The organism is Mesorhizobium album (genome assembly GCF_033977205.1).
Taxonomy (GTDB): domain Bacteria; phylum Pseudomonadota; class Alphaproteobacteria; order Rhizobiales; family Rhizobiaceae; genus Mesorhizobium; species Mesorhizobium album.
The window spans coordinates 1-12,082 of the sequence record NZ_JAVIIW010000083.1; the positions used below are offsets into that span (position 1 = coordinate 1).

Below are 12,082 nucleotides of genomic sequence, written 5' to 3' on the forward strand. Positions count from 1 at the left end.
GTGACACTATTTTGGCGACAAACAGCGCTCTTCGACCCCTCCACGCCAGTCAAGGCGCTTTCAATCGCGCGCAACTCATTGTAAACGCAGTGAAATACGCACGTTTATGGACGGAAACTAGACTAAAATGAATCGCAGTCCTGTCGGTGCGAGGAGGGAACACATGACGTCGAGGACCTTGGCGGGCGCGGTGCTTGGCGCTGCCCTCGCATTTGCCGGCGCCGCGCGCGCCGATGATGCCAACAAACTCACCGAATTAAGCCCCAACGGCGCCGACGTCTGCTTCGGCCGCGTCTATGACGCCGCCCATCTCAAGGCGCATCCCCACCAGAAGGTCGCGCGCATCTTCTTCTATTACGGCCACGACCCGGTCAGCCGGCCGAATGAGGAGCCGAGCGCGATGTCCGACGCCGCCTATAACGGCTTTCTCACCACCACGGTGCGTGGCGCCAAGAGGCCGGAATGGGCGGCCGGCTGGTGCAACAAGGAGGATCCGAGCGACAAGGCAAGCGGCATCCGCTGCGGCATGGAATGCGACCGCACGCTGGCCTCGCTCAAGGTCGACGACAAGGGCAGGCTGGTCCTGTCCAACCTACAGCCTGACGTGTATCTCGATGCCGGCGCCGAGGAAGGTCTCGGCACGGCGGAGTACAACAGGCAGGCGCTGGGCAGCGAAGACGACAATTTCCGCCTCGACCCGATGCCGGCCGCCACCTGCAAGGAAGAGTTCGCGCGCATCGATCCGATCGATCCGGCACTCGGGCCGCCGCTGCGCGAGCGGCTGAAGCCGGACCAGCCCTTCTGTTACGGCCGCGACTACGATGAGGCGCATCTGAAATCGCATCCCGACCAGATGACGCAGTTGATCCGCGTCTTCCGCGGTCCGGTCGAGCTTGCCTCCTTCGCCGCCGGCGGCGACGCCGCGAACTGGCCCGACGGCGCCGATATCGCCGTCTCGGTGACGACCCGGCAGAAGGGAGCCAAGGTCACGCAGACCTATTCCTGCCAGGGCGAGGCCGACCAGTGGCGGTGCTCGGCCAGCTCGAAGATGAGCGATTTTGCCTGCGACATCTCGCAAAAGGAGATTTTCCTCAAGCGCGGCGCCGGCGGCACGATGATGCTCGCCAACCCCAACAGCGCGCTCGCCATCGTCGATCTCTGCTCGAAGACAGCTGAGGGTAAGACCAAGTCCGACGACAAGGTCTATAGGCTGAACACGATGCCGCAGTCGGCCTGCACGCCATAGGGTCTCAGCAAATATCAGCTTACTGGCGAGGCTACGCGAATGGCACCGCCGTGGTGCCTTTCGGCAGCTTCGCCTCGTCGTCCGGCTCGACATGGATGGTGACGCGCACCGAGGGGATCTCGGCCTTGAGTGCGTCCTCGATGCGGTCGCAGATGACATGGCTGGCGCCGACCGTCATGTCGGCATCGACGACGAGGTGGAATTCGATGAAGGTCGCGCGCCCGGCGATGCGCGTCTTCAGGTCATGCACTTCCAGCGCGCCTTTCGAATTGGCCGAGATGATGTCGCGGATCTGCATGTGCTCTTGGCTGTCGACGGCGCGGTCCATCAGGCCGCTCATCGATGAGCCGATGACATGCCAGCCCTGCCACAGGATGTTGAGCGCGACGATGACGGCAAGCGCCGGGTCGAGGATCTGCCAGCCGGTGAGCACGGCGCCGACAAGGCCGCCGAACACGCCGACGGACGTCACAACGTCGGTCATGATGTGCTGGCCGTCGGCGATCAAGGCGGGCGACTTCGCGTTCTGGCCGGCGCGGATCAGGGTCCAGGCCCAGATCGCGTTGACGACGGTCGCCACACCGTTGACGGCAAGGCCTTTCCAGGGCTGCTCGAGCGGGGCCGGATGCTGCCAGGATCGCCAGACCTCGTTGAGGATCAGGAGGGCCGCGACGACAATCAGGACACCCTCGAGAACGGCCGAGAAATACTCGGCCTTGTGATGGCCGAAGGGATGGTCCTGGTCGGCGGGCTTGTAGCTGATCTGGATCGCCCAGAGGGTGGCCGCCGAAGCGATGACGTTGACGATCGATTCCGCCGCGTCCGAATAGAGCGCGACGGATCCGGTGATGTACCAGGCAACGACCTTGAGGGCGAGCACGACGCCGGCGACGACGATCGACCAAAAGGCGAGCCTTTCGACCTTTTGCCTGGCCGCGGCTTTCGCCGCGGCCGTCGTCGTCTCCCGCGCTTCGGTCATCGTCCTTACGCGGCCTTTTCCCTGGCCTTGCGCGGCAGATGCGCGACGATGTTCTCGATGATGCGCATGCCGGCATTCTGCCCGAGCGTCATGATCGATTCCGGGTGGAACTGCACGGCGGCGATCGGCTCCTTGCGATGCTCGAAGGCCATGATGATGCCGTCCTCGGTCTCGGCCGTGACCAGGAAATCGTCGGGCAGGCGCACCGGATCGGCGAAGATCGAGTGGTAGCGGCCGACCGTCACTTCCTTCGGCAACCCTGAGAAGATGATGCCTGGCTTCGAGACGCGGATGCGCGACGGCTTGCCGTGCATCGGAATATGCAGCTGCCTCAGCTCGCCGCCATAGGCTTCGGCCAGCGCCTGCAGGCCAAGGCATACGCCGAAGATCGGCAGGTCGCGGGCGCGGGCTCGTCTGATGGTGGCTGCGCAATCGAAATCCTTCGGCGTTCCGGGGCCGGGCGAGAGCACGACGAGGTCGGGCTTCAGCCGTTCGAAGACCTCTTCCGGCACCGGGGTGCGCACGGTCGAGACATTGGCGCCGGTCTGGCGGAAATAGTTGGCCAGGGTGTGGACGAATGAGTCCTCATGGTCGACGAGCAGGATGTTCAGCCCGTCGCCGACGCGCGCGGTGGTGCGTTCGGCGCCGGTGGCGTTGCCGGTCCTGGCGTCGCGGATGGCGGAGAGCATGGCGGATGCCTTCAGTTCGGTTTCGGCTTCTTCTTCCTCGGGAACGCTGTCGAAAAGCAATGTGGCGCCGGCGCGCACTTCGGCGATACCGTCCTTGATGCGGATGGTGCGCAACGTCAGCCCGGTGTTCATGTCGCCGTTGAAGTTTACCATGCCGATCGCTCCGCCATACCAGGCGCGCGGGCTCTTCTCGTTCTGCTCGATGAAGCGCATGGCCCAGAGCTTCGGCGCGCCGGTGACGGTGACCGCCCAGGCGTGCGACAGGAAGGCGTCGAAGGCGTCCATGCCTTCGCGCAGGCGGCCTTCGATGTGGTCGACGGTGTGGATGAGGCGCGAATACATCTCGATCTGGCGGCGGCCGATGACGCGCACCGAGCCTGGCTCGCAGACACGCGACTTGTCGTTGCGGTCGACATCCGAGCACATGGTCAGCTCGGACTCGTCCTTCTTGGAGTTGAGCAGCTTCAGGATCTGCTCGGAGTCGGAAATGGCATCGTCGCCGCGCTTGATGGTGCCGGAGATCGGGCAGGTCTCGATCCGGCGGCCGTTGACGCGCACGAACATCTCGGGCGAGGCGCCGATCAGATATTCGTTTTCGCCGAGATTGATGAAGAAGGAATAGGGAGAGGGGTTGATCGACTTCAGCTTGCGGGAGATGTCGGAGGGCTGGGTCTCGCAGCGCTCGTAGAACATCTGTCCGGGCACGACCTCGAACAGGTCGCCGCGCTTGAAGCTCTCCATGGCCTTGCGCACCAGATTCGCATATTCGCCCGGCTCGTGGTCGCCGCGCGGCGGGATGCGGTCTGCGGTCCTGAACGGCTCGGCCACGCCGTCTCGCGGCAGGCTTTCGGTGGAAAAGCCTTCGCCGGAATAGTCGTAGCGATCGGTCCACGCCTTGGTCGAGTAATGGTCGACGACCAGGATCTCGTCGGGGAGGAACAATACCAGGTCGCGCTGGCTCTCCTTGCGCTCAAGCCTGTAGTCGACCGGGTCGAACTGGAAGGCGAGGTCGTAGCCGAAGGCGCCATAGAGGCCGAGATTGGCGTCCTCAGCGGTCTTGAACAGCGCGGTGATGGCGCGCAGCACCGTGAAGACGGACGGAACGCGGCTGCGCTCCTCCTCGGTGAAGACGCGACCGGGCTTGGCGATATCGAGGCGGATCAGCTTTTTCGAGGTCTCGGCGACGGTCACGTCGCTCAAGCCGCCAAGCGCCTTGCCGATCACCGGCAACAACACCTCGCCACGGGCATTCAGCGCCTCGATGCGCATGGCGCGGCCGCGCGCCGAGATCACCAGCGGCGGATCGATGATGGCCGTATCCCAACGCGTGTAGCGGCCCGGATATTCGTAGTTGGAGGAAAACACCGCGCCGCGGCGGGAATTCAGGCCCTCGACATAGGCGTCGATCGCGCCTTCGTAGGGCCTGTCATGGCGTTCGCGGGTGATCGTCACCCCGCCCGCGGTGACGAAGCGCTCGGCCCCGTTGTCCAGAACTGTTGTCGTCATTGCCGTCTCCATCAGCGTTTTGGGCAACGGTCCCGGGAATGGCTTGAAAAAACAAATGGCCGCCCGGACATTCCGTTGCGGCCACCCTCTTCTTTACGCACGCGCGTTCGAACCGGCCGCTGTCAGCGAGCCCACCACCAAACGGTCTTGTTCGAACGCATGTTCATGGCGACTCCCATAGCGGCGAATGGCGACCCGCGCAACTGGATTTCATGCAAATGGTGAAGCCGGAAAGTCGTCAGTCCTCCAGCGTGCCCGAGCGCGCGTCGCCGCTTCGCTTGTCGCCGGCGAGCTTCAAAAGATCCTCGCCGGCGCGGATGATGCGGCGCGAACGCCTGGTCAGGATGAAGCCCGACTGCGGCGCGAAGACCTCTGTGCGGCCGTCGATCTCGCCGGGCGTATGGACGATCGTGGCCAGCCTGTCGCCCTTCGCGACGCGATCGCCGGGCTTGACATCGTAGAGGATGGCGCCCGCCCTGGGCGAGGGCGTCATGTCGATGTTTTCCAGCGGCACGACGACGCCGGTGAAGCTGCTCGGCTTCGGAATGGAAGGATCCTGGACAACACCGCGCGCCACCAGCAGGCGGTAGAGGCCTGCGGCATCGGACGCGGCCAGGGCACCGTCGACGTCGAGCATGCCGCGATATTCGACCGTGGTGACGACACGGCGGCCGAAGCGCGCGACGCTCACCGGCACGTTCTGGTAAGGCATGATCGAGGCGCCTTCGAATGTGCCATCGGTGTCTTCGCTCCACAGCACGACGGCATCGGCGCGCATCGCCGCAGCGCAGTCGGCCATCGCCGGCCACAGGCTGGTGTGGATGTAAAGATAGGAGAGGCCTTCGTCGTCGCAGTGGAGGTCGAGCACGATATCGTGGCCGAGCGAAAGCTCGACGAGCCGCGACTTCAGCCGCTGGTCGGCGCCGCCGAGGCTGGTGTCCGGCAACAGCTTGAGGTCGGGCGCGGCAAGCAGCGGAAAGGCGCGGTTGAAATTGGTGCGGGTGCCGAGATGGAAGCGGCCCTGATGCTCGCCGAAATGATATTGGGCGCGGCCGATCGGATTGGCCCAGGGCACCACGGTGACGGCGCCCTTGATGCGGCCTTCCGCTTCAGCCTTGGCAAGCATCGGCATCAGCGCGTCGATGGCGACGACACCCGGCAATTCGCCGGCATGAAGAGCTGCCTGCAGATAGGCGGTCGGAGCCGCCTTGTCCGTGCCGTCGAAGCGAAAGACCGGGAATTCGTAAGTGGTGCCTTCGCTGTCGCCGGCGATGCGCTCGATCGTCTTTTGCATGCGTGCCTCCGGTGGAGAGGCCAGACATGCATGTTTGCGGCTGGGCTGTCGAGTGGTCCAGCCGTGCCGGGCTGTGGGCGCAGAGCGGCCATCCGGCGCCTGCGCAGGCCAGCGGCTTGAGGACGGCTTATGCGGCCTCAGGCCAGCGGCTTCAGATCCTGGGCGATGGTCGGCAGCAGTTCCGAGACATTGGGGTGGATGTGCATGGCGCGCGCAAGCGTCGAGATCGGCGCCTTGGCATACATGAGGTCGAGCACTGAGTGAATCGCCTCGTCGCCGCCAGGCCCGAGCACCGCGCAGCCGAGGATTTCGCCGGTGTCGGCATCGGCCAGGATCTTCATGAAGCCTTGCGTCTCGCCCTTCTCGACGGCGCGGCCGACGCGAGTCATCGGCCGCTGGCCGACCAGCGCACGGCGGCCGGATCTCTTCACCGCCGCCTCGGTCATGCCGCAGCGGCCGAGCGGCGGATCGATATAGAGCGCATAGGCCTCGATGCGGTCGCTCACCCGGCGCGGATCGTTGTCGAGCAGATTGGCGGCGACGATCTCGTAGTCGTTGTAGGAGGTGTGGGTGAAGGCGCCCTTGCCGTTGCAGTCGCCCATCGCCCAGATACCGGGCACGCTCGTGCGAAGCTGGTCGTCGACGACGATGTATCCGCGTTTATCGACCGCGATGCCGGCCTTGTCGAGGCCGAGGTCGTCGGTGTTGGGGACGCGCCCCAGAGCGAGCAGCACATGCGAGCCGACCGCCGGTGGCTTGCCGGCGGAGAAGGTGACGGCGATACCGTTGCCTTGCCTGGCGAAGGCGATGTCGTCGGCACCCACATGGACGGCGATGCCCTCGTTTTCAAGGATCGACTGGATCGCGGCCGAGACGTCCCCGTCCTCGCGGCCGGCCAGCCGCGGCGCCTTCTCGATCACCGTGACCTCTGAGCCGAAGCGGCGGAACATCTGCGCGAATTCGAGCGAGATGTAGCTGCCGCCGACAACGATGAGATGGCTGGGCAGCACATCGAGATCCATCATCGAGGAATTGGTGAGGTAGGGGATGTCGCTGACGCCGGGCAGGTCTGGCACGGACGCGCGGCCGCCGGTGTTGAGGAAGATTCTTGGCGCGGTCAGCAGCTCGTCGCCGACGCGCACGGTGTTGGCGGATTCGAAGCGCGCATGGCCGCGATAGAGCGTGCAGCCCCTCATTCCGGCGATCCAGCTTTCGAGGTTGCCGCGGGCGTCGTTCGTCACCTTGTCCTTGCGCGCCTTGATCCGCTTGTAATCGACGCCGACCGGGCCGGCGAGCGCGACGCCATAGTCGGCGGCTCGGCGCGCGAGATGAGCGGCATAGGCGCTTGCAACCATCGTCTTGGTCGGCATGCAGCCAGTGTTGACACAGGTGCCGCCGACAAACTTGCGCTCGATCAGCGCGACGCTCATGCCGGCGGCGTCGAGCCGGCCGGCCAGCGGCGGGCCAGCCTGCCCGGCGCCGACGACGATGGCGTCGAAGCGCTTCGCGCTCATGCGACCGCCGCCACGATCAGCAGGCCGCCGATGATCGCCACGGCGTCCTCGATGAAGGCGGCGGGTGGGTCCTTGCCGAAGGCGGCAGCCAGTCGCGCGCGCGCTTCCGCGCCGCCCAGGGTGCCGATCACCGCGCCGATCGCGCCGGCGATCAGGCCGCCGATGGTGGCGCCGGCGGTCGCGCCGATCACTGCGCCGCAGAAGGCGCCGACGACGATGCGGGTGCCGAATTGCTGCGGCACCTTGCGGCTCGGCGTCGACGGCAACTGGTCGGTGACGAGCTCGACGATTGCCAGGATGGTGAAGATGCCGACGGCAGCCCAGTGGCCCATGAAGCTTGCCCAGGTGCCGCCGACTGGCAGCCAGCCCAGCCAGGCGCCCCAGGCAACAGTTGCCGGTGCCGTCATGGCGCGCAGGCCGGCGATCACACCGATCAGCAATGCAAGCAAATAAAGCATGATTGACCCCCTCAAAGTCGAGACCTCGCACGGCCTCGAGACGGCAGGCTAGCATAGGCCGGGCATTTGGCCACGGCTTTTCCCTGGAGATGGATTGTGCTTGGGATGGATTGTGCCTTTGGCTGGAGGCGGCGTCGGAGGAGCGGCGATGACGACAAGCGAGCGCATGAAGATGGCGGCGGGCGAATGGTACACCTGCATCGACCCGGAGTTGGAAGAGCTGCGCGTTGCCGCCCGCGACGCGGTGTTCGAGCATAACCACCTGCCGCCCCGGCAGCGCGGCGACATCGGCCCGGCCCTGCGGGCACTGCTCGGAGGCGCGGGCGAGGGCGCGCGCATCGAGGGAGGATTCCACTGCGCCTACGGCTTCAACCTCTTCCTCGGCGATCGTGCCTTCCTCAATGCCGGCTGCACCATCCTCGATACCGCGCCGGTGCGGATCGGCAAGGGGACGCTGCTTGGGCCGAATGTGCAGATCTATTGCGCCGAGCATCACCGGGAGGCCGCCGGCCGGCAGGCGGGACTGGAGATCGCCAAACCGGTGACCATTGGCGACAACGTCTGGATCGGCGGCAGCGCGGTGATCCTCGCCGGCGTCAGCATCGGCGAGGGCGCCATCGTCGGCGCCGCCGCCGTGGTGACGCGCGACGTGCCGGCAAATGCGACGGTGGTCGGCAATCCGGCGCGGCTGGCCGCACACCGCTGAGCGCCTGAGGTTGAGCGCTCCAGGACTTGCTTACGCAATTTCGGACGGAGAACCGCTTGGCACTGTTCCTGGAACCGCTCTGGAGAACTCGCGCCGGTATTGCATCGGCGAAGTCCTGAGCCGCGCGGCGAAATGCTGGCGCAGCGAGGTGGCGCTGCCGAAGCCGGCCTCGAAGGCCACGACATCCATCGATTTGTCGGTCTGTTCCAGCAGCCTTTGCGCCAGCGCCACGCGCTGGTCGGCAAGCCAGTCGCCGAAGCTGGTGCCGGTCGTCTTCTGGAAGCGGCGCGTGAAGGTGCGCCGCGTAAGGCCGGCAGCTCCGGCGACGCTGTCGAGGCTGTGAGGCTCGCCGATTGTCGCCCGCACCTCGTCAATGGCCTGCGCGAACCGGTCGGCGGCGGGCGTCGGCGCAAGCGGGCGTTCGATGAACTGGGCCTGCCCGCCTTGCCGGTGCGGCGAGAGCACGACGTGGCGGGCAAGCCGCAGCGCCGCCTCGGCGCCATAGCGGGCGCGCACGATATGCAGGCAACAATCCAGCCCGGCGGCGACGCCGGCTGAGGTGACGATGTCGCCTTCATCGACGTAGAGCACGTCGGGATCGACGTCGATGTCGGGGTGAAGCGCCTGCAACTGATCGGCATAGGCCCAATGCGTGGTCGCCTTTCGCCCGGCGAGCAGTCCGGCGGCGGCGATGGCGAAGGTGCCGAGGCACAATCCCGCGATCAGCGCGCCGCGTTCATGCGCCCGTTCGAGCGTATCCTTGAGCGGCGCTGCCAGAGGCGCATTGAGATCCTTCCAACTCGGGATGATGACGATGTCGGCCTCGTCGAGCGCCGAAAGATCGTGCGGGACCGAAATGCTCAAGCCGGCATCGGTATGAATAGGCCCTCGTTCGGCCGCACAGACACGGAAGTCGAAGCGCGGCAGGCCAAGCTTGGTGCGGTCCGCACCGAACACCAGGCAAGGCACGGAGAGATGGAACGGGCTGATGCCGTCGAAGGCGACGGCGGCGATGATCGGATTGCGCATGGCAGACACCATCGGTTGCTACAGAAGTGTCCCAATTCTTTCGAATAATGTCAACCGGGCCACTTTCTATGGGTGGATGTCCGGCCTAGCTTTGCGCCCATCAACCCGTTCGAAAGGAAACGCCATGTCAGCACCAGCCACCCAGCCGCGCCGCGCGCTCGTCGTCGTCGATGTCCAGAACGACTACAACGGCGGCAACCTCGCCATCCAGCACCCGCCTTTCGCCGACAGCGTCGCCAATGTGGGGCGCGCCATGGACGCAGCCGCCGCTGCCGGCATCAAGATCGTCGTCGTCAAGCAAATGGCGCCGGAGACCTCACCGATCTTCGCCAGGGGCAGCCATGGTGGCGAGCTGCATCCCGAGATCGCCAGGCGCGCCCGCGACCACTATATCGAGAAGACGCTGCCCTCCGCCTTCACCGGCACGGACCTCGAGGATTGGCTGCGCGCCAATCACATCGATACCATCGCGGTCGTCGGCTACATGACGCATAATTGCGACCTGTCGACCATCGTCCATGCCGTGCATATGGGCTTTGCCGTCGAGTTCCTCTCGGACGCCAGCGGCTCGGTGCCTTACGCCAACAGCGCCGGCTACGCGTCCGCCGAGGACATTCACCGGGTGGTGAGCGTCGTGTTGCAGTCGCGCTTCGCCGCGGTGCTCAAGACCGCGGAATGGATCGATTGCCTCAAGACCGGCGCCCTGCCGGCACGCGACACGATCTATGCCTCGAACCAGCGGGCGCTGAAGCGCAACGCGGCCTAGCTGAATCGACGGGGAGTGCAAAGAGCGCCGCGGCGTGGTGGCGCTTTTGCTGCGGCATGAAAATATAATCCAAGAAGAGCGTGACCCATTTCACAGAAGCCGCCCCGGCACTTCTGGAGAGTCATATTGCATTCGAGTAGGCGCGGACCGTTGGGGGCTCCATTGAAAGCGCGCATTGCACGAACCGTGGTTGTTCTGGCGATCGCCGCCGCTGCCGCGCTGTTGCCGTGGCCTGCCTTCGCGCAAGTTCCTCCGCACGCCCCGGGGACCATCTGCTTCACCCAATCCTTTTGGTGCTGGGCGCAGCCGCCCGGACCGCCCGGATATCCGTGCGGATGCCCGTCGCAATACGGCTTCGTGCCCGGTGTTCTAGGCTAGGCGACGTGATGAACGAGAGCTGATCTCGATGACCGCTCCAGTTGATCCCCTTGTGTCCGGCTTGATTGCAGATGCCAGGCTGGTCGCTGCTTACGGCCGCTACGGAGTGTTCAAGGATAACTCGCTGATCGTGGCCATCGGCAACGCTGAACACCTTGAAGGCGCGACCGCAGGGCAAACTGCCGTCGCGGATCTGCAGAATGCCCTGAACGATTGTTCCAGTGTCGTGCCATTCACGACGCTGGTGGCCCTGCGAGACGGTTGGTCTCCTGGTAATATGTCGTTTAAGACCCGGATGGCAACATATTCGATGGTGTTTGTTTCTATATTGCTAATGATAGTAACCGGGACGCTTACATATCAATACAACGTCGGAATTTCCTTGAGATCTGAGCTCGACCAGCTTGACAGTAGTGATTTTGCCGCCCGTTTTAGTCAGTCGGTTCGTCAGGTCTGGGCAACGCAAAAACAATTGCAGAAAGCGTTGGCGAACGGAACACCAACGACAGATTTTACTTTAATGAAGGATTCTTATTATCAATCCCAAGATAACCTTCATTCTCTCAATCAAAGGTTCGTAGAGCTATGGGCAAACTCTCAAAAATTCATAAGCGATGACGCGAAATTTCCAATTTGGGGGATGAAGGGTCTATATTGCAAATTGTTCTCATCCAGTAAATTTGAAAGCAATTCTGGTCCCGACGTTCGCTCATACAACACTGACCAGGAAAACATAAATCGACTCTGTGATGTCGGCATGTCGTCAACCCAGCAGGCTCCGCTCCCTGCGAGTGAAAACCCGTCAGCAGACGTGGCATCGGACGACGTAAATTATGATTACAAGGAGGCGACCCGAGTCTTGCAGCGTGCCGGCGTGATCACGCTGACACCGGAATCCATTCCGGCGATGACTGCTCAGATCAGAGTGATCAGTTCGGTGCTTAGCCCCTATGCCCTATGGATATTGCCGGCGCTCTATGGGGCCATGGGAGCGATCATGTTTCAGATGCGGATGATCCTTAATCCGCTGCTGCCGAATCCGCCTTTGCCGAGGTTGATTCATAGGATCGCACTGGGTGTGTTGGCAGGCATGGTGCTCGCCTGGTTCCTTGCGCCGGGTACCAAGCTGGGCGACGAAGTCTCGGGGATTGGCTTCAGCCTATTCACCTTTGCTTTTCTGTTCGGCTTCAGCCTGGATATCTTCTTCACCGTCCTCGATCAATTCGTCAGCATGTCAGTTTCGGGCATCAGGAAGATTGGTTCGACCGGGAACACCGGATAAAAGCTGTTTCGACGGAAAGGGGCGCCGCGGCAACGCGGCGCCCCTTCGCCATTTCCGTTCGAGCGACGTTTAGAACAGGCCTTCGATCTGGCCCTCTTCGTTGAGGAAGATCTTTTCCGAGGACGGCGCCTTGGGCAGGCCGGGCATGGTCATGATCTCGCCGCAGATGATGACGACGAAGCCGGCGCCGGCCGCAAGCCTGACCTCGCGCACCGGCACGGTGTGGCCGGTCGGC

11 protein-coding genes are annotated in these 12,082 nt (G+C 64.1%); 4 read left to right on the forward strand and 7 right to left on the reverse strand.

The genetic code is table 11. The features are described 5' to 3' along the window. Positions 1 to 163: 163 nt before the first annotated feature. Positions 164 to 1,246: a hypothetical protein gene (locus tag RFN28_RS33645; RefSeq protein WP_320291445.1), complete on the forward strand. Its 1,083-nt coding sequence runs from the start codon at positions 164 to 166 to the stop codon at positions 1,244 to 1,246. A 31-nt stretch (positions 1,247 to 1,277) separates the two neighbouring features. On the opposite strand, the gene RFN28_RS33650 is transcribed toward RFN28_RS33645, so the two are convergent. From RFN28_RS33650 to RFN28_RS33670, 5 genes are all read right to left on the reverse strand, one after another. After that, the gene (locus tag RFN28_RS33650) at positions 1,278 to 2,225 is read right to left on the reverse strand and encodes a cation diffusion facilitator family transporter (protein ID WP_320291446.1); all 948 of its coding nucleotides are present in this window, start codon (positions 2,223 to 2,225) and stop codon (positions 1,278 to 1,280) included. A 5-nt stretch (positions 2,226 to 2,230) separates the two neighbouring features. Next, positions 2,231 to 4,420 carry an anthranilate synthase gene (locus RFN28_RS33655; RefSeq protein ID WP_320291447.1) on the reverse strand — a complete coding sequence of 730 codons (2,190 nt, stop codon included), beginning with the start codon at positions 4,418 to 4,420 and terminating at the stop codon, positions 2,231 to 2,233. 238 nt (positions 4,421 to 4,658) lie between these two features. Continuing rightward, positions 4,659 to 5,714: a M14 family metallopeptidase gene (locus tag RFN28_RS33660; RefSeq protein ID WP_320291449.1), complete on the reverse strand. Its 1,056-nt coding sequence runs from the start codon at positions 5,712 to 5,714 to the stop codon at positions 4,659 to 4,661. A 137-nt stretch (positions 5,715 to 5,851) separates the two neighbouring features. After that, complete coding sequence (locus tag RFN28_RS33665; RefSeq protein ID WP_320291450.1) at positions 5,852 to 7,228, reverse strand: FAD-containing oxidoreductase; 1,377 nt, start codon at positions 7,226 to 7,228, stop codon at positions 5,852 to 5,854. Next, complete coding sequence (locus RFN28_RS33670) at positions 7,225 to 7,686, reverse strand: DUF4126 domain-containing protein (RefSeq protein WP_320291452.1); 462 nt, start codon at positions 7,684 to 7,686, stop codon at positions 7,225 to 7,227. Before RFN28_RS33670 ends, RFN28_RS33665 begins: the two co-directional genes overlap by 4 nt. 148 nt (positions 7,687 to 7,834) lie before the next feature. Between RFN28_RS33670 and RFN28_RS33675 the strand changes: the two genes are divergently transcribed. After that, positions 7,835 to 8,392, forward strand: a complete 558-nt coding sequence (locus RFN28_RS33675; RefSeq protein ID WP_320291453.1) for a sugar O-acetyltransferase — start codon at positions 7,835 to 7,837, stop codon at positions 8,390 to 8,392. 30 nt (positions 8,393 to 8,422) lie between these two features. Here RFN28_RS33675 and RFN28_RS33680 read toward each other — a convergent pair whose 3' ends face one another. After that, positions 8,423 to 9,421 carry a helix-turn-helix domain-containing protein gene (locus RFN28_RS33680; RefSeq protein WP_320291454.1) on the reverse strand — a complete coding sequence of 333 codons (999 nt, stop codon included), beginning with the start codon at positions 9,419 to 9,421 and terminating at the stop codon, positions 8,423 to 8,425. Positions 9,422 to 9,545: 124 nt separating this feature from the next. Here RFN28_RS33680 and RFN28_RS33685 point away from each other — a divergent pair, with 124 nt between their 5' ends. Together RFN28_RS33685 and RFN28_RS33690 are read left to right on the forward strand one after the other, a co-directional pair. Beyond that, the gene (locus RFN28_RS33685; RefSeq protein WP_320291455.1) at positions 9,546 to 10,187 is read left to right on the forward strand and encodes a cysteine hydrolase family protein; all 642 of its coding nucleotides are present in this window, start codon (positions 9,546 to 9,548) and stop codon (positions 10,185 to 10,187) included. A gap of 406 nt (positions 10,188 to 10,593) precedes the next feature. Then, complete coding sequence (locus RFN28_RS33690) at positions 10,594 to 11,847, forward strand: hypothetical protein (protein ID WP_320291456.1); 1,254 nt, start codon at positions 10,594 to 10,596, stop codon at positions 11,845 to 11,847. Between the two features lie 69 nt (positions 11,848 to 11,916). Here the strand turns inward: RFN28_RS33690 and RFN28_RS33695 are convergent. Continuing rightward, the coding region (locus RFN28_RS33695; RefSeq protein ID WP_320291457.1) for a formate--tetrahydrofolate ligase at positions 11,917 to 12,082 on the reverse strand (166 nt) is incomplete at its 5' end.

What these genes read in the sequence shown, in the direction of transcription:
- RFN28_RS33645 (WP_320291445.1), top strand. Translation starts at nt 164, where the DNA reads ATGACGTCGAGGACCTTGGCGGGCGCGGTGCTTGGCGCTGCCCTCGCA.
- RFN28_RS33650 (WP_320291446.1), bottom strand. Translation starts at nt 2,225, where the DNA reads ATGACCGAAGCGCGGGAGACGACGACGGCCGCGGCGAAAGCCGCGGCC.
- RFN28_RS33655 (WP_320291447.1), bottom strand. Translation starts at nt 4,420, where the DNA reads ATGACGACAACAGTTCTGGACAACGGGGCCGAGCGCTTCGTCACCGCG.
- RFN28_RS33660 (WP_320291449.1), bottom strand. Translation starts at nt 5,714, where the DNA reads ATGCAAAAGACGATCGAGCGCATCGCCGGCGACAGCGAAGGCACCACT.
- RFN28_RS33665 (WP_320291450.1), bottom strand. Translation starts at nt 7,228, where the DNA reads ATGAGCGCGAAGCGCTTCGACGCCATCGTCGTCGGCGCCGGGCAGGCT.
- RFN28_RS33670 (WP_320291452.1), bottom strand. Translation starts at nt 7,686, where the DNA reads ATGCTTTATTTGCTTGCATTGCTGATCGGTGTGATCGCCGGCCTGCGC.
- RFN28_RS33675 (WP_320291453.1), top strand. Translation starts at nt 7,835, where the DNA reads ATGACGACAAGCGAGCGCATGAAGATGGCGGCGGGCGAATGGTACACC.
- RFN28_RS33680 (WP_320291454.1), bottom strand. Translation starts at nt 9,421, where the DNA reads ATGCGCAATCCGATCATCGCCGCCGTCGCCTTCGACGGCATCAGCCCG.
- RFN28_RS33685 (WP_320291455.1), top strand. Translation starts at nt 9,546, where the DNA reads ATGTCAGCACCAGCCACCCAGCCGCGCCGCGCGCTCGTCGTCGTCGAT.
- RFN28_RS33690 (WP_320291456.1), top strand. Translation starts at nt 10,594, where the DNA reads ATGACCGCTCCAGTTGATCCCCTTGTGTCCGGCTTGATTGCAGATGCC.